The organism is Brasilonema sennae CENA114, from assembly GCF_006968745.1.
Lineage (GTDB): Bacteria > Cyanobacteriota > Cyanobacteriia > Cyanobacteriales > Nostocaceae > Brasilonema > Brasilonema sennae.
In genome coordinates, this window is sequence record NZ_CP030118.1 from 7,339,550 (window position 1) to 7,356,946 (window position 17,397).

General features: G+C 43.1%; 11 protein-coding genes. 4 read left to right on the plus strand and 7 right to left on the minus strand.

All coding sequences use genetic code 11. The features are described from left to right. Nucleotides 1-8: 8 nt before the first annotated feature. Together DP114_RS30585 and DP114_RS30590 are read right to left on the minus strand one after the other, a co-directional pair. Complete coding sequence (locus DP114_RS30585; protein ID WP_171977914.1) at nt 9-1,343, minus strand: PQQ-dependent sugar dehydrogenase; 1,335 nt, start codon at nt 1,341-1,343, stop codon at nt 9-11. Nucleotides 1,344-1,537: 194 nt separating this feature from the next. Further along, on the minus strand, nt 1,538-2,770 hold the full coding sequence (locus DP114_RS30590; RefSeq protein WP_171977915.1) for an RNA-guided endonuclease InsQ/TnpB family protein: 1,233 nt from the start codon (nt 2,768-2,770) through the stop codon (nt 1,538-1,540). Between the two features lie 266 nt (nt 2,771-3,036). Between DP114_RS30590 and DP114_RS30595 the strand changes: the two genes are divergently transcribed. The 3 genes from DP114_RS30595 to DP114_RS30605 all read left to right on the plus strand — a co-directional run bounded on the left by DP114_RS30595 (nt 3,037) and on the right by DP114_RS30605 (nt 5,737). Continuing rightward, on the plus strand, nt 3,037-3,660 hold the full coding sequence (locus DP114_RS30595) for a DUF1003 domain-containing protein (protein ID WP_169266165.1): 624 nt from the start codon (nt 3,037-3,039) through the stop codon (nt 3,658-3,660). Nucleotides 3,661-3,777: 117 nt separating this feature from the next. Then, the gene (locus DP114_RS30600) at nt 3,778-5,256 is read left to right on the plus strand and encodes an alpha-amylase (RefSeq protein WP_171977916.1); all 1,479 of its coding nucleotides are present in this window, start codon (nt 3,778-3,780) and stop codon (nt 5,254-5,256) included. A gap of 250 nt (nt 5,257-5,506) precedes the next feature. Continuing rightward, nucleotides 5,507-5,737 carry a hypothetical protein gene (locus tag DP114_RS30605; RefSeq protein ID WP_171977917.1) on the plus strand — a complete coding sequence of 77 codons (231 nt, stop codon included), beginning with the start codon at nt 5,507-5,509 and terminating at the stop codon, nt 5,735-5,737. A 125-nt stretch (nt 5,738-5,862) separates the two neighbouring features. Here the strand turns inward: DP114_RS30605 and DP114_RS30610 are convergent, their stop codons facing one another. Further along, nucleotides 5,863-7,113 (minus strand): HhoA/HhoB/HtrA family serine endopeptidase, encoded by a 1,251-nt coding sequence (locus DP114_RS30610; RefSeq protein WP_169267749.1) that lies wholly within the window; start codon nt 7,111-7,113, stop codon nt 5,863-5,865. Nucleotides 7,114-7,372: 259 nt separating this feature from the next. Between DP114_RS30610 and DP114_RS30615 the strand changes: the two genes are divergently transcribed. Next, entirely contained in the window at nt 7,373-8,383 is a 1,011-nt protein-coding gene (locus tag DP114_RS30615) for a zinc-dependent alcohol dehydrogenase family protein (protein ID WP_171977918.1), read from the plus strand. Between the two features lie 9 nt (nt 8,384-8,392). Here the strand turns inward: DP114_RS30615 and DP114_RS30620 are convergent, their stop codons facing one another. From DP114_RS30620 to DP114_RS30635, 4 genes are all read right to left on the minus strand, one after another. Beyond that, nucleotides 8,393-9,487, minus strand: a complete 1,095-nt coding sequence (locus DP114_RS30620; protein ID WP_169267747.1) for a hybrid sensor histidine kinase/response regulator — start codon at nt 9,485-9,487, stop codon at nt 8,393-8,395. Between the two features lie 208 nt (nt 9,488-9,695). Beyond that, nucleotides 9,696-10,916 (minus strand): EAL domain-containing response regulator, encoded by a 1,221-nt coding sequence (locus DP114_RS30625; RefSeq protein ID WP_171977919.1) that lies wholly within the window; start codon nt 10,914-10,916, stop codon nt 9,696-9,698. Then, nucleotides 10,894-13,791 carry a PAS domain S-box protein gene (locus DP114_RS30630; RefSeq protein ID WP_171977920.1) on the minus strand — a complete coding sequence of 966 codons (2,898 nt, stop codon included), beginning with the start codon at nt 13,789-13,791 and terminating at the stop codon, nt 10,894-10,896. Before DP114_RS30630 ends, DP114_RS30625 begins: the two co-directional genes overlap by 23 nt. Before the next feature lie 636 nt (nt 13,792-14,427). After that, entirely contained in the window at nt 14,428-17,277 is a 2,850-nt protein-coding gene (locus tag DP114_RS30635; RefSeq protein ID WP_172195343.1) for a family 10 glycosylhydrolase, read from the minus strand. Nucleotides 17,278-17,397 lie beyond the last annotated feature (120 nt).

Here is a 17,397-nt window from a genome sequence, read left to right on the forward strand (position 1 = left end):
ACTGATGACTAACCTTTATACTGAATCCGATAAATACGGTTATTTGCTTCTTCAGTGACTAAAAGACTACCATCAGGTAAAGTAAGTAAGCCCACAGGACGTCCCCAAGTTGTAGGTACAGAAGGGTTTAGGAGAAATCCAGTCAGAAAGTCTTCATAGTATCCTTGCGGACGTCCATTGGTGTTAAATGGGACAAAGACAATTTTATATCCAGTGCCGCGATCGCGATTCCAAGAACCACGAAAAGCAACAAAAGCACCATTACGATATTTTTCCGGGAATGTCTTACCGTCAGAAAACTGCAACCCCAAGGCGGCTGAGTGCGATTGAAAGAGCACATCTGGAGTACGAGTACGACTTGCTAAATCTGGTCGTTTACTGGCCTCACCCGTCTTCTGACGTGGGTCAAGATTTTTAGCTGTTAAGTACGTATACGGCCAACCATAGAATTCTCCCTGCTGAATGCGTGTAAAGTAATCTGGTACCAACTCATCCCCAATACCATCACGCTCATTAATAGTCGCGTAAAGTTCCTTAGTCACAGGGTTAAAATCTAAACCAACTGGGTTACGCAAGCCAGAGGCAAAAGTCTGCTGCTGGGAACCATCTAAGTTCATCACCTGCACTGAAGCCCGTGGCAAAGGTTCTTCGTCTACATTAGTTCCAGAACCAACCGAAACATATAACTTGTTACCATCAGGTGAGACAACAACATTACGCGTCCAGTGGTTATTGTAGCCCTTAGCAGGCAGGCTAGCGATTTTTGTGCCAGAACCAGTCATTTGCTGCTGATTTTTAGCGTAGGGAAACCGCAACACTGCATCAGTGTTGCCCAAAAAGAAGGAATTACCAGCAAAAGCCATACCAAAAGGTCTATTTAGTCCGTTGGCTTGAGTGGCAAAAGTTTGTTTGACATCAGCCACCCCATCACCGTTGGTATCACGCAATAAACGAATACGATTTTGCCCAGTTTCAGTTACCAAAACATCACCGTTGGGAGTTAAAGCTAACCAGCGAGGTGCATCCAAACCATCAGCAAAAACGTTAACTACAAAGCCTTGAGGGACACGCAGAGTCGGGTTCTCTGGAATTGGTACTACCTCAGGTGACTTTGAGGCGCTATCAGTGGCGTAGGGTTTTGGTAAATCAGCAACATTAATCCGGATAGGTGTTGGTGACAATGGTTCTGTACGAATACCATTTTTCAGTTGTGTAGAACTTTGTGCTAGTTGGGCAGAAGGTGAAGATTCGGGTGTCGCTTCTTCTTGGGAAGCACGAGTCTGGTTACAGGCTGCTGCTGTAGTCAGTAGCAGAAAAAGCAGCAAGTAACGCAGATGTTTCATGGTAAACATTTCAACAATGATGCACGGCTCCTTAAAGTTAGATCAGATGTTCTAAAACTTTCACCATTCCAAAGTGCGATTTTACCAGTTTTCAGTTAAATAAAAACTGGTGTAATCAGCGTATAATAGGACTTTCAGCCTCTTAATATCCATGTGCTGACTGCATCAGAAGATAAGCATTGACACTCCCTGGGCTAAAGCCGCAGGGATTCTTGGTTCGTTGACTCGCCATTAGACAGCAGGTTTGCACCAACTGCCCAAGAGGGCAAATCTCCCCAAGCGTAAGTTCCCGTGTGCCCCACGGTACTGAGTCCCCGTTTCAGGATGTTGATTGCTGCATTCACGTCTCTATCCTCCACGTATCCGCAATGTGGACAAACGTGAGTTCTTGTAGACAGAGACTTTTTCACTTTTTTGTCACAGTTAGAGCAGTTTTGGGATGTATTATGGGGAGGTACAGCAACCGTGACCTTTCCATATTTGTGTCCAAAATACTCCAACCATGACCGGAAAGTTGACCAGCCAACATCACTGATGGATTTAGCTAAATGTCGGTTTCTTACCAGCCCTTTCACATTTAAATCTTCATAGGCTACCAAATCGTTAGATTGGATAACGGAGTATGCAACACGCTTGCAATACTCTTTTCGTTGCCTACTTACTTTTAAATGCTTCCGAGCATACCTTATTCTCGCTTTATGGTAGTTGGTTGATTGCGGTTTCTTGGCTTTTTTTCTTGCTTGGTCGTACTTTTTAGACTTTTTGCGATTTGCACGGTTTAACTGTCTTTCAGCTTTACGGTAAAACTGGGGGGACAGTTCTACATTACCTTTATTGTCTGCAATGAAGTACTTTAAACCTAAGTCAATACCAACTACTTGATTTGTCGGTTGAGTCTCAACTTTCAAATTAATATCGATTGCAAATTGAGCATAGTACCCATCGGCACGACGCACCAATCTAACCCGCTTAATTTCTTTGATGTTGTAGTAATTCAAATCATAGGTTCCTTTTAGTTTCAAGGTTCCTATTCCTTTCTTGTCTGAAAAAGTTATAGCTTTACGAGTATTTGAAAGCTTCCATCCTGACGTTTTGTATTCCACCGAACGACAGTATTTTTTAAACTTTGGATACCCGCTCGACCCTTTAACCTTCTTTTTGCAGTTATCGTAAAACCGAGATATCCCGCCCCAAGCACGTTCTGCCGCAGATTGTCTAGCCATTGAATTGAGTTCATCCGCAAAGGGGAATTCAGCCGCCAATACAGCGCAATATTTATTTAATGCATATTTGTCTACTTTTTGCTCTTTGTTATCCATCCAATATCGTAAGCATTTGTTCTGAATGAACTGACTAGTACGGATAGCATCATCTATTGCTCTATATTGCCTGTCTTTTCCTTTGACTTTGAATTCGTAAATTATCACTGGCTTCGACCTAACCAACTACACAATTATGCTAACAGTTCCAGCATAATAATGCAATGAAGATTGTGCAAAAATAGTATCAAGGCAGGGCAAACCCTGCGTCGGCAGTTTTCATGAGCCAGTGCTGCAGGAGGGTCTCCCTCCGCAGGCATCTGGCGTCCCCTTGCCTAAAGTACGGATGTGCACGACTCAGGAGGGCACATCCTCAAGGGTTTTCAACTAGCCTTCCTTATAATCGAGTAACATCTAAATTCAGGAGTTGCGGCATGAGGGACAACGCAGACGACACAGCCAATAAACAATTTAGTTCAGACGCGAACAAACTCAAACAGAAAACTTCTCGAAATCAAGTTTTTACAGCTCCATTACCAGATCCGATCGCAAAAAATATTGAAGCGATTAGTTCACTTCATACCCAGGAAGTTCAAGATATTCCCACCCACCAGCGGATACTAGAAGCGATCGCTACATTCTTTGGGCGAACAACATTTCTGTATAGTTTGCTATTCATACTGGCTTTGTGGATTTTTGGTAGTTTTTTTGATCGCTTTTTGCCATTCAACCTGCCCTCGTTTAGCTGGTCAAATCAAGGTTTAGACGCAGCTGCATTGGTGATTTCAACTGGAGTGCTGGTGCGACAAACTCGCCAAGAAAACTTTGCCGAACAGCGGGCGCAACTGATGCTACAGCTTAACTTGCTCTCCGAGCAAAAAATTGCCAAGATTATTTCTCTATTAGAAGAACTCCGTACCGATTTGCCTGATGTGATAAATCGCCATGATTCGGAAGCCCAATTGATGCAGGAACCTGCTGACCCGATCGCGGTATTGGAAGCACTCCAGAAAAACTTGGCTCAAGAACTGTCATCCGCAGAAGAAAACAATAGTTAATTGCAGTTTTTGAGTAGATTTTATTTCTATTTAGAGATAGATATCAAAGAAAACTTCAGGTATAGTCTTTTTTGTCGAAAATAAAAGATTATCGTAGATTTTACTACAAGGATACATATGGCTCAACTCAATGGTGTCATGATGCAATACTTCCATTGGTATATCCCTCCAGATGGTAATCTTTGGAATGAGTTAAAGGATAGAGTCAAAGAGTTAGCTGATGTAGGTGTTACATCTGTTTGGTTACCCCCAGCTTACAAAGGAACAGGGGGCGGCTATGATGTCGGTTACGGGGTCTACGATATGTATGATCTGGGGGAGTTTGACCAGAAAGGCTCAGTTCGGACAAAATACGGCACAAAAGACGAGTATGTCGCTGCTGTCAAGGCAGCAAGAGATGCTGGCATTCGAGTGTATGCTGATGTTGTCCTCAACCACAAGTTAGGTGCAGACGAAGCTGAAGAGGTAGAAGCAACTCCCTACAATCCAGACAATCGCCACGAGCCAATCGGTGAGATGCAAACCATAAAAGTGTGGACTCACTTTACCTTCCCAGGTCGCAAGGGCAAATACTCCGATATGGAATGGCACTGGTGGCACTTCGACGCAGTTGATTACAATGTTTACAACGAAGGTGAGAATGCAGTTTACCTGTTTAAAGATAAACAATTTGACGAACAGGTTGACCTAGAAAAAGGCGCTTTTGACTATCTGATGGGATGCGATCTGGATATGGAACATCCAGAAGTTCGCGACGAACTCAAGCGCTGGGGGGAATGGTTTATAGACACCACTGTGGTGGATGGATTTCGCTTTGATGCTGTTAAACACGTTAGGGCTGGCTTTTTCCCAGAATGGTTACAGCACTGTCGTCAACATGCGAAGCGCGATCTCTTTGCTGTGGGTGAGTATTGGTCTTATGAAATTGAAGCGCTACACCATTTCATTGAGGTTACGGGTGGCGATGTGTTGTTGTTTGATGCGCCATTGCACTATAACTTTAGCGCAGCCAGCAAACAAGGCAATGAGTATGACATGCGGCAGATCTTTGATAACACCTTGGTGCAACAGCAACCTGCTTTAGCCGTCACCTTAGTAGAGAATCACGATTCTCAACCCTTGCAGTCGTTGGAGTCTGTAGTGGAAAGCTGGTTTAAACCGTTGGCTTATGCGTTGATTCTACTGCGAAGTGAAGGTTATCCCTGTATCTTCTATGCGGATTACTATGGTGCTAATTACAAGGATACGGGCACAGATGGCAACGAGCATGAGATTTGGCTTGATAGTCATCAATGGTTAATTGATAAATTTTTGCACGCTCGTCAAACTTATGCCTATGGCGATCAATACGATTATTTCGATCACCCTAATACAATGGGCTGGACACGCTTAGGAGATGAAGAACATCCTGGCGGTATGGCAGTTGTTTTGAGTAATGGGGAAGAGGGGACTAAGTGGATGGAAGTTGGGCAACCCAACAGCACTTACATTGACATCACCGAACATATCAGCGAACCCATCACAACAAATGATGAGGGCTGGGCGGATTTTCGATGCAGTGCTGGTTCCGTTTCTGTGTGGGTTTCACAGTCGTAGTCGGAGTTATCAGTTATCAGTTATCAGTTATCAGTTATCAGTTATCAGTTATCAGTTAAAAAAGCTGATTATTTTGATAACTGTTCACCCTAGTGGGAACGGCCACGCCTTACGGCTATCGGGTGTGCGCAGAGCGCACGCCTTACGGCGTAAGCGCAAGCGCACGCTAAGAGCGAACGCGCAGCGTGCGCTTTGCGCTTACGCCAGATGCCTCTGTCGGGAAACCCTCTGGGTTTGCGTAGCGCCCCCTATGCCTGCGGCACGGCTACGCCTATCGGGGCTAGTTGCACGCCAGTCCCCTGGCTCGGGGGGAACCCGACAGCCAGTCGCCACAACGGTCAAAGCTCGCCGCTTGGGTTGCTTCCCCCGGCAGACTTTGGGGGAACCCCAACGCCAGATCCCTCTGTCGGGAAACCCTCCTGCAGGACTGGCTCCGCAAGGCGCTGCTCTGGGCACGGGGCTGGCTCCACAACGCGCTTAACCCGACGCCAGATACCAAGTGAGGGAAACCCTCATCAAGTACTGGCTCCGCAAGGCACAACTCTTGGCAGCACTGGACTCACTGTATAACTGCGATGCACTTCGCTTGTCGAAGTCTTCACTGATTTAAGACTTCATAGTTTCCCCCAGTTCACCGGGTCGCACGCTCAACTGTTGAGTTTGTTCACCCCGTTGTACCTTCATTTGCAAGGGCTGGTTGATTCGACTGAGTTCTACCAAGTCTTGCAACTGTTCGGCAGTCGTTATCGCTTGTTCACCAACTTGGGTAATGACATCTCCTCGACGCACACCAGCAGTAGCAGCAGGACTATTAGGTATCACTTGTATCACCAAGACACCATTGATTTGTGGTAAAGTTATGGCTGTATTGGGATCATTATTGGATTGTTTTGCCAATTCTGGTGTAAGAGTCATCATCCGAACGCCAATGTAAGGATGCGGAATTTTCTCACCACGAACCAAAGCATCTTTAATAAGCTTAGCTTTGTCGATAGGAATAGCAAACCCAATTCCTTGAGCATCAGCACGAATTGCTGTATTAATGCCAATCACTTCACCTTGTTCATTCAGCAAGGGACCACCAGAGTTACCAGGATTGATCGCAGCATCAGTTTGGATAAAGTCCAAGCGTTTATCTGGGATGCCAACCTGAGCGCTGGATCGATTCAACGTGCTGATAATACCCAAAGTTACCGTGTTATCTAATCCTAACGGGTTGCCGACTGCGATCGCCCAATCACCCACTTTCAAGTCTTGGGAGTTCCCAAGGGCAGCTACTGGCAAATCTTTCCCATCAATTTTGACAACAGCCAAATCTGAAGGCTCATCAACTCCTTTGACCTCTCCTTTTAACTTGCGTCCATCCTTGAGGGTGACAGTGACAGAATCAGCACCGCTGACAACATGAGCATTGGTGAGAATCATGCCATTGGGGTCAATAATAAAACCAGAACCTTCTCCGCGTTGGTGGTACTCTTGAGGCATTGCAGAGAAATCATTACCAAAAAAATCACGGAAAAAAGGATCACTAAGATACGAATTAGGCGCACGCATTGTGATCGTACGCTCTGTATCAATTCGTACGACGGCAGATCCAACTCGATTGACAGCAGCACTAACGAAACTGCGGATAGGAATTTCTTGATCCGCTGCTATTGGAGATGGGGTTGTTTCGACTCTGGAAGTTATAGGTGCGGTAGCACTGGGTAGAGATGACTCCTTAAAAATTTGTAAATTGGGAAATGCCCATAAAGTCGTCAAAGTTAACCCTACACTCAAGACAGCGATTAGAGCATGGCTAATCACTTGACGCCAGAGGGAGGGGAAACGTTGTTCTTGTGAAGATGACAAAGACATAGTAATTTCTGCTATTGCAAAGAGCTTATAGGTTGCACAAACCCGAAGAATCAAGTTTTTTTGACAACCCATCAATATTGTGTGCTTGGATTTCAAAAAAAATCAGTGTCAATAATATCGGCACCTTTACGACCATTATGACTGGACGGTGTGTTGTTGGCTTGTAACCACTCGCTAGAGTCATACTAATACAAGGCAGATTCAATATTGCACCAATTTGTGATCACAAAGCAGTAGAAAAAAGTAATAGGAAACAGCAATGAAAGTTTGGGAAGTTCAGTCTAAAGAAGGTTTGGAAGCATTGACACTGGTTGAAAAACCAGAACCACAACCAAAAGCAGGACAAGTCCTCCTCAAGATGCGTGCTGCTTCACTCAACTATCGGGACTTGTTGACTGTCAAAGGAGGATATGGCTCTAAGCAAAAGCTACCGTTTATTCCACTTTCTGATGGTGTGGGGGAAGTGGTTGATGTTGGCGAGGGAGTGACTAGAGTCAAAGTAGGCGATCGCGTCGCTGGAATCTTCATGCAAACCTGGTTAGAAGGGGAGTTTTCAGCAGACAAATCAAAATCAGCGTTGGGTGGAGCGATTGATGGTATCTTAGCTGAGTACGTGACGCTTGATGAAGATGGCGTTGTTCATGTCCCAGAACATCTTTCTGACGAGGAAGCAGCATCGTTACCTTGTGCTGCGGTAACGGCTTGGAACGCCTTAACGACAGATGGTAAGCTCAAAGCTGGCGACACTATCCTCATACAAGGTACGGGAGGAGTTTCTTTATTTGCCTTGCAGTTTGGCAAGATAATGGGGGTAAAAGTCATTGCCACTTCTAGCAGCGACTTGAAGTTAGAGAAATTAAAGGAACTTGGAGCATCTGAACTTATTAATTACAAAACCACACCAAATTGGGATGAGAAAGTTTGGCAACTGACAAATGAGGTGGGAGTTGATCGCGTCATTGAGGTTGGGGGTGCTGCAACCTTCAATAAATCCCTACGCGCTGTACGCTACGGTGGATATATCAGTTTAATTGGAGTACTTTCTGGATTCAGCGCAGATGTTAGTACAACATCGATTTTGCACAAAGGGATAACTGTACAAGGCATCTACGTAGGTAGTCGCGCTATGTTTGAGGCAATGAACCAAGCAATTGCTTTACATGGTATCAAACCGATTGTTGACCGAGTGTTTCCCGTTGAGGAAGCGCGACAGGCGTTAGAGTATATGGAGAGTGGCGCGCATTTCGGTAAGATTGCGCTGCGCTTTTAGGAGTAAGGCTCAAATACACGGAAGCACGACTTGCATAACTGTTTTTTCTCCTAGCTTACTGTGAATACAAAGTTCCCCTCCGTATAACTCAACTATACGTTTAGCAATGATTAAACCCAAACCTGAGCCTTGTTGTTCATAGAGTTGGCGCTCAAATTGTCGGTATGCTCCCAATTCAGCAATTTGAGCGGCTGTCATACCTCGTCCGTAGTTGGTCAGTGAGATCATCAGTTGATTACTAACTGAAGTACTTGTTAGATAAACTTCTGTTCCTGATATTGAAAACTTAAAGGCATTATCAATTAGTTCTTCAATAATTTTAGAAAGTCTTGTTTCGCAAATTTGTACACAACAAGGGCTTTGTAAATCGACTTGGAAATCTGTATAACGTCCCACTTGTTGAGCTTTTTCAGTAATTAATTTTTGCAACGCCATTGAAGGGAAAACAGTTTTATGGCTTTGCAAGTTTTTCATTCGTTTTGGATCTGTTGCTATCATTTCGAGTTCTGTGTACAACAAAAAATTCTGAACTAACCTGTGTAAGCGTTTTCCCGACTTATGAAGACCTTCTGCCATCTCAAAAATTTCATGCCGAGAAAGGTTATCGGCTTCTTTCATTAAAAGTTCTGAAAAACCTAAAATACCATTTAGTGGTGTTCTCATTTCGTGAGGAAGAGACATGGTAATACTACTACGCAAATCATCCAGCCTTCTTTGTGACTGCTGACGAATGGCAAGTTGTTTTTTTAATCGGGAGGAAATCGCAGCAATTAGTTCTGCGCGGGTAAAAGGCTTTGTTAAATAGTCATCAGCTCCTAATTCCATCCCTTGGCGTAAGTAAGTTTTCTCAGTTTTAGCGGTTAAAAAAATCAACGGAATCGTTGCTGTTGTAGATTGTTGACGTAACGTTTTTAAAACGCCATAACCATCTAGTTCTGGCATCATCACGTCACAAATAATCAAGTCGGGAATTTCCTTTTGAGCTAACTTCACACCAAGCTGACCATTTTCTGCCGCAATAACATCAAAATCCTCATAAGTTAGTAATTCCAAAAGATTCTGTCTGACACTTGTCTCATCTTCTATGATCAAAATTTTATACATATTTAAAAAAACTTAATTCTTTTAAAAAATTAGATTTTGATTTGATTGGTTATCGATTACGATTACGTCTTATTTCGTAGTCCATTAACATTAATCGTCAAAATATCAATTGTCAATTATCAATTGTTAATTTTTCCTAAACGCTCATTTATAGCGACAATTGATAATTGATAATTGATAATCATTCATTTACATTGAATAAAAAATATTATACGGTTGACATATTTAAGCGTTTTTTCGCAACTAAGATTTTTTCAAACTCTGTTGCTGGTAATGGGTGGCTAAAGAAAAACCCTTGTATTGCATCACATTTATGTTGACGCAAAAAAGCAAGTTCCTGTTCCGTTTCCACACCTTCGGCAACTATATGAAGGTTAAGATTATGTGCCATTTGAATCAATGCCGTAGTAATGATTGCTTTCTGTAAATCATTGGCAATACATTGAATAAAGTATCGGTCAATTTTTAAAGTGTGAATGGGTAATTGCTTCAAATAAATTAAAGAAGTATATCCGGCTCCAAAATCATCAATAGCAATTTTAACTCCATAAGAATGAATTTCATTCATAGTTGAAATAGCCTGATTTATATCTGGTCTAATTATATTTTCAGTTAACTCTAAAACTAAGCAATCTGGGACTAAGTTATTGACCAATAAAAGATGAAGTATTTTTTCAGTAAAGTTAGGTTGCTTTAATTGATTAGCCGATATGTTAACAGCTATGCGCAAGTCTGTGAATCCTTGATTATGCCAGAGTTTCATTTGTTGACAAACATTTTTTAATACCCAATCACTAATAGGGAGAATTAAACCAGTCGATTCTGCTAAAGGAATCAATTCTGTGGGAGTAACCATTCCTAATTCTGGATGCTGCCAACGTAATAAACTTTCAGCACCGATAATTCGGCCAGAATGAATATCAACTATAGGTTGGTAGTAAACCAGAAATTGCTCAAACTCCTCCCGTTCTATAGCACGACGCAAAAACATTTCTATCATCTGTTGTTTGGGAGAGAAAGTCTGGACGTCAAATTTGGTAGAGACTTGCTTTGCCAAACTTGCTTGCTTGGTTAAGCGGCTTGCGATCGCATTTAATAGTTCAGTCCGAGTAAATGGTTTTGTCAGATAGTCATCAGCACCTAAATCCATTCCTTGACGAAAGTCAGTCCTAGCAGATTTTGCTGTCAGAAAAATAAATGGAATACTTGCTGTGATTGCTTTTTCACGTAATGTTGTCAAGACACCATAACCATCAACTTCTGGCATCATTAAGTCGCATAAAATCAAATCAGGAGTTTGAGAAAGTGCTAAATCTAATCCAATGCGTCCATTAGCAGCAGCAATAGTATCAAAATCTTCTGCAGCTAATAAATCTATAATGTTTTCTCGTACTAGTTTTTCGTCTTCAATGACTAAAATTTTGGTCATGGCTTGCCTCTGATGGAATGTAATTGTTTAACGGCAGAGTTACAGTAAATAGAGTTCCCAGCCCAATTTCACTTTTTACCGTAATTTCACCATGATGAGTTTCCACGCAGTTTTTTACAATTGCTAATCCTAACCCCGTACCTTGGATGTTACCTACGTTTGTTGCTCTGTGAAAAGACTCAAATAGGTGAGGTAAGTCTGCTGGTGGAATACCTATTCCTTGGTCTTGAATTCTAAAGACTGCTAAAGCATTCTCAAACGTCAGGGAAAATCTGACAGTAGTACCAGTTGGAGAATACTTAATTGCATTCGAGAGTAAATTACCCAGAATATGCCCTAGCAATTTTTCATCCATACAGCATGGCATGGAATCAGATTGACTACTAAAGTTGATTGCATGTTGATTATTAACATTCAGTTGTAATTCTTCCACTAGATAATGGCAGTATTCAACTAAATCAAAGGGCATGGGTTTAAAATCTAATTTTCCTGCCTCCACTTTTCCAATCACTAAGACATTGTTTAACATCTCAGTCATACGCTTGACAGAAGTTTGAATGCGATGCAGGTGAGACAGTTGTTTTTCCTCAGTCCATTTATGGCGGTAGTGTTCTAATAACTCTGATGAGGAAAGAATAGTGCTCAACGGCGTACGAAATTCATGGGAAGTCATTGAGACAAAGCGAGATTTCAGTTCATTCAGTTCTTTTTCTTTATACAGCGAAGCTTTTAATTCCTCTTCTAGCTGCTTACGTTCTGTTATGTCCAGCCAGTAACCGACAATTTCCAATGGTTCACCAGCGTCATTCCGTACCAGCTTTGCTTGATCGTACATCCAGCGATATGTACCATTTTTGTGCAAAAAGCGATACTCGTGACTATTGTGCCCTTGCTCAAGAAGTTTTGACAGCGCTACAAACACCTGGTGTAAGTCTTCTGGGTGAATATGACTAGCCCAAAACCTGGAATCAGCAGTAAATTTATGTGCTTCATACCCAAGTGTCGCGATAACGTTTGCGCTCATAAACGTAATGCTATAGTCGCTCTCGATTTTGCTGCTATAAATCACACCAGGACTAGAAGAAAGTAAGTATTGCAACCGCTCTTGCGAAACTAAGAGCGCCACCTCTGCCTGCTTGCGTTCCGTGATATCACTTTGAATACTAATGTAATGAGTAAATTGACCATGATTGTCATAAACCGGAGAAATACTGACCTGATTCCAGAATAGTGTACCATCTTTGCGGTAGTTACGTAAAACTACGGTGCAACTTTTTCCTTGCGCAATGGCATCGTGTAACTCGGTCATACCCGGTTGATTGATATCATAGCCGTGGAGAAAACTGTAATTTTTCCCAATCACCTCCTCTACTGAATAACCAGTGATTTGCTCCAAAGCTGAGTTAGCATATATGATTGGCGAGTCTGGCATTGTAACATCAGCAATGATGATGCCATTACTGCTAGCTGCGATCGCGCGATCGCGCAGTTGTAAACTTTCTTCTGCTTGTTTGCGCTCAGTAATGTCTTCAAAAGTGCCAAGAACCCCCATGACATTGCCTTCATGATCGTGAAGTGGGATTTTACTTGCCTGTAGCCAAACTTGTTTACCATCCTTTTGGATGCGGGAAAAGATAATGTGATATTCGGGCGTATCAGTTTGCATCACTTTCAGGTCAGATTCACTGTAAAAATCTGCCTCCTCTTCGTTAACCACGAAATCGTAGTCAGTCTTGCCCACAACATTTTCTGCTCTCTCAAGACCAAACATTTTGGCAAAGATGCGATTACAACCTAAGTAAACAGAAGCTGTATTTTTCCAGAAAATACCTTGGGGAATGTTGTCCATGATCAACTGCAACATTTGCTGCGATTGTCGCAGTTGCTCTTCTGCATAAACACGATCAGTCATTTCAAAAATCAGCTGCCGATTCATTTGTTTGACAGCCCTTGTTCGCTCCTCAACTCGCGTTTCTAGCTCTGCTTGTACTTCTTGTAATGCGAATTCTGCCTCTACACGTTCAGTAATATCTATACAACAGCCAATGTAACCAACAAAGCTACCATCAGATTCAAACCTTGGAACGCCTATGTTGCTCAGCGAACGATACTCTCCATCAGCACGCAAAAAACGATAGATATAGTCGAAACGTTGATGATTTTTGAATGCTGGTAGATATGTATCAACACAGTGCTGTTTATCTTCAGGATGAATTCCTTCAAGCCAACCTTCACCTAGTAACTCTTCAAAAGGGCGTCCTGTAAATTCTACGCTAGATTGGTTGACAAATGTATTCAAACCATTAACATCACTTATCCACATGAGTATTGGTAACTCGTTTGCCAGTTTGCGGAATTGCTCCTCACTCTCAGGCAATGTCTCAGTAGTTCTTTTTTGCTGGGTAATATCTTCGTTGCTGGCAAACATGCAGCCATAAGACGGACTCGATATAATGTCCTGTGCTTGTTGTAAGGCTTGACAAATACTTTCATAAGTGCATAAGCCAAGGAGTTGACCTTGCTCACCAATGAGTGGTACACAAAATAAATTATATTGGCGTAAAAATGACAGTATAAATACTACACAAGGAATCTCAGAATATTTTAGGGTGGGTATTGAAGTCCTCATGACTTCAGACACCTTGGCAGTCTGTAGGTTGACGTCTGAAAATAGAAGGTGTAAAGCATCATGCTCTGTAAACCACCCTACTATCTGCAAATTCTCAACTATCAACACACACCTTGCTTGCGGTTCATGGTTCTTCATCAGAGCTATGACATCTGATAGAAGTGTTTCGGGTGAAACAGTTAGGGGAAAAAAGTCAATTGCAGAATCTAATGATGGCAGTGAAATAAATTGAGCAAAGGTGTGCATAAATGTTTGCAAGAATCTAATAGCACAGAATTGTTTTCTATCTATTAAGTGATGTATTGAACAGCAAAGAACTCACCAAAACAGACACACTTGTCGCACTCGCACACGCTTTGCGCATAGGGCTTATGCTTCTTGAACGTCGCTGCGGACTATAGTTACGTTGTTCGTGCGTAAGTCCTGGTGTCTTTTCATTTTTACCTTGTCTATCGGTATTTTCTTGCGTAAATTCTCGTAAATAAGTATGTTTTTACACTATTTTTGCACTCGACTCGATGAACAAAGACGAGCCAGCGCACTGCTTCGCTTATTAACCAATACGCTTCATATTGTGTTCGGTTAAAGATTTATCATTAGCGCTCTGAGCAGGGAGCATCTGGTGCTGGGAGAAAGGATTTTTACTCTTTGGTGCCCTCACTCCCTCCTAGCCTACGGCGACCTGGGCGTCTACTAGCCCCTAAAAGGGGCGCTGCGTAAACGTTAACACTGGGCGCTTCACTCCTTATTTTCAAGTTATACCAATTTGAAAAAAGAATGCGACAGATACACACTCCCAAACCCAAGTTTCGTCTCGGCTTTCTTCCGGATTGAATGAGCGAATTTTGAATTGATATTACGGTGGGGATTGCAATGCCCACCTTAACTCCGGGAGCGGTGCAACTGTACTCGTTCTCCGTAACGTAACAACTTCTCTATCGTGGCAAGACGATTTTCCCAAACTCTGACTTGATATGGATTTTCCAACGCTTGTAGACGCATCAACTCTCTAAATTGAGACTGTAACCTTAAAAGCGATGTTCTCGCTGTTGCCAATTTAGTGTTATCTGGGTTAGTAGCCAGCTGATTTAAAGCACTTTGCACAACTTCCGCTTGGGAGTTAAGAGTTGAAAGCGTTGTGGAAGTTATTCGCAGCTGATTATTTTGCTGTGCGAATTTCCACTCACGTTGTAAAGTAGTGTAACGGATCCAAGCAGTTTGAAAAGGTTGGCGGTGGGGAATGGGTTCTTTTTGTGTGCGTTGAGGGCTACCTTGAGTATTATTAAAGACTTGGTTAAGGTCATTGGTGAAATTTTGTGCTGCAAACAGAGCATAACCAGCTACAGGCAAGTCTCTAACTAGCTGAATTTGATCGAATGCTCCAACTGTTTGTAAAGAAAGTAGGCGAATTCCTGGCACCAGCAGCGAAGAACCTAGTTGTGTAGCAGTTGTTATCCAAGGTTGTGCCAGTCGCTCAAAGCGCGGGGTATCTTGGGCATAAGTCATAGGCACAATTAAATCAATATCGCCGCGCCTTGCCCAAACTTCCCAATGCTGCTGTAGCTTTTGAATGCGTTCTTGTTCTGGAAGGGGAAATACAGCAGCCGACAAAATCAAGTTAGGTCGCTTTTGTCGCAGTTGTGACACTTGAGCAACAAAGCTATCAATTTGTTGAGTACGAAATTCTGTCCATTTTTGCCATAATTGCTGTTGCCTTGGAGAAATCTTCGCTGGGTCTGTGCCAGTCAGTTGTTGAAATTGCTCTCTAGCCGCCTTCCCATAACCGTAAGTCCGGTTAGCGCTTGGATCTTGGAAGGGATAGCGAATGTAGTCTAGTTGTAAACCATCCACGTCATAGCGACTGACAATTTCCTCGTACAAGCTGAGCAAATACTGCCGTACTTGAGGATTTGCTGGGTCAAAGAATGGTTTAGTCTGTCCAGAAGGAATCATTTGACCGCGATTATCGTAACCTGCCCAATCAGGATGAGCCGCAAGGACTGGCCCTGGGTAATTAGGATTTATATTGAGGAGTCGATTATGACGTTCATTACCAGCAGCAAAAGTCCAAACCCAAGCGTGTAATTCTATACCTCGTTCATGAGCTAACTTGACAGCAGATGCTAATGGGTCCCAATTACGAACTAATGGATTTTCCTGGGGCGCAATTTTGCTGGGATAAATCGTGTAGCCAGCATTAACCGTTTCAAAAAATATGGTATTAATTCCGGCTTGCGCTATGCGATCAAAAATCTCAGCCAGTCTCTGCTCGCTTCCCGCACGGATAATCGTTCCTCGGTCAAGCCACATTGCCCTGATTTCTGGTTGAGCCAACCTCTTATTGAGAGGAAATTGGTTCCACAAATTCGCTCTTGCCATCAACCATTGCTGACGCGCCTGAGCGTAGTTTTTTTGTGCAATCAATTCGGGCAAATTTTTCACAACTTCACGAGCAGCATCTAAAGCTTGTTCTGTCCTAGGAAATGTTGCCCCAGGTCTTGTTGATGCCACCTGTGCCTGTTGCGTCTTTGCTAACGCTGGATTGTTACTATTTTCAGAAAGAGCGAGTGCTGCTAAATTGGCACTCTCGACTCTACCAATAAGATTCTCTAGCTCATGCTGATAGGTAAGCGCTTCATTTCGGCTAATTGGTGCTTGTGAGTTAGGAACAACATCAAACCGCACTCTTTGTTCAAGTTGGTCAATTGCTTCCTCTGATTTTGGAGGTGTGATGCTGGGAATAGGTCTGGGTTGAGGAGCTGTGGCAATTTTGGGGGGAGGTGCAGGAGATGGAGGAGATGGGGGAGATGGGGAAGATGGGGAAGATGAGGAAGTGATGGTGGTATATCCTCCCCTGCTCCCTACTCCCCTGCTCCCCTGCTCCCCTGCTCCCTCTGCTCCCCCTGCTTCCCCTGCTCTTTTTTGTCCCGTCGGAGTTGCTGGCGCTTTAGCCACGGTGGTGGAGCAGGTTTGAGAACCTCCCGCTACTTTAGTTGGAGCACTCGAAGGTCTTTTTAAAAAACGCTTAATGGTAGTTTGTAACCAGGCAGTATCTAGCTGTGCTGGGGAAGCAGCATCTACACCCCAGCGCCAGCCAAATAAGGTGGAACGTTCATTAGCTACCACTGCAGCTGGGTTATCTTTTCCACCCCAAATAGCAGCAGCAGTAGTTGTGGCGTTATCAGCAATCACAACGCCACCCCGGACTTGACCGAAGAGTCCGTTTTGGTTTGCCCATTCTACGAATTTTGCTTTTGGTGATGGTTCCAGCTTTTGTGGTTTATCAAGGCTGAATCCCCAATAGCCGCCTAGAATACTTCGCAGTAACTGTCGCACTCCCGGTGCTGATAAACTTCCTACAGGACCGCTTGCAATTAAGCGTCCTCCTTTGCTCATCCATTCTTCCAGAGCAATGGCTTGTGTTGGCGTTAATGATTCGACATTTGGTAAAAATAAAACTGTGCGATCGCCCCAATCTGCCGCACTCCTCACACTAGATAAAGGAATCACACAATACTTAACTCCAGCCGTCTGCAAGCGGTTTGTGATTCCTGTCCACTGATTTGCATTTTCGTCACTCTGGACTATGCTCAATACTGGTTCTGAAGTTGCCGCTGTGGCTGGGAGAATGTTTAGTAAATGAAATATTAACAAATTGAAATTTAGAATCAGAAATCCTGCTTTTTGAATTCTTGATTTTATCTTTTTACTTCCTCTTTTCTGATTTCTCACTACACACTCTCACTTTAACAATTCAACATCTGCCAGTAGGACACCCTTAAAAGAACAAAGTATGCCCTACAGGCACGCTATGTATTAGTGCAATTCAGCGATTCGTTTTTGAATACAATT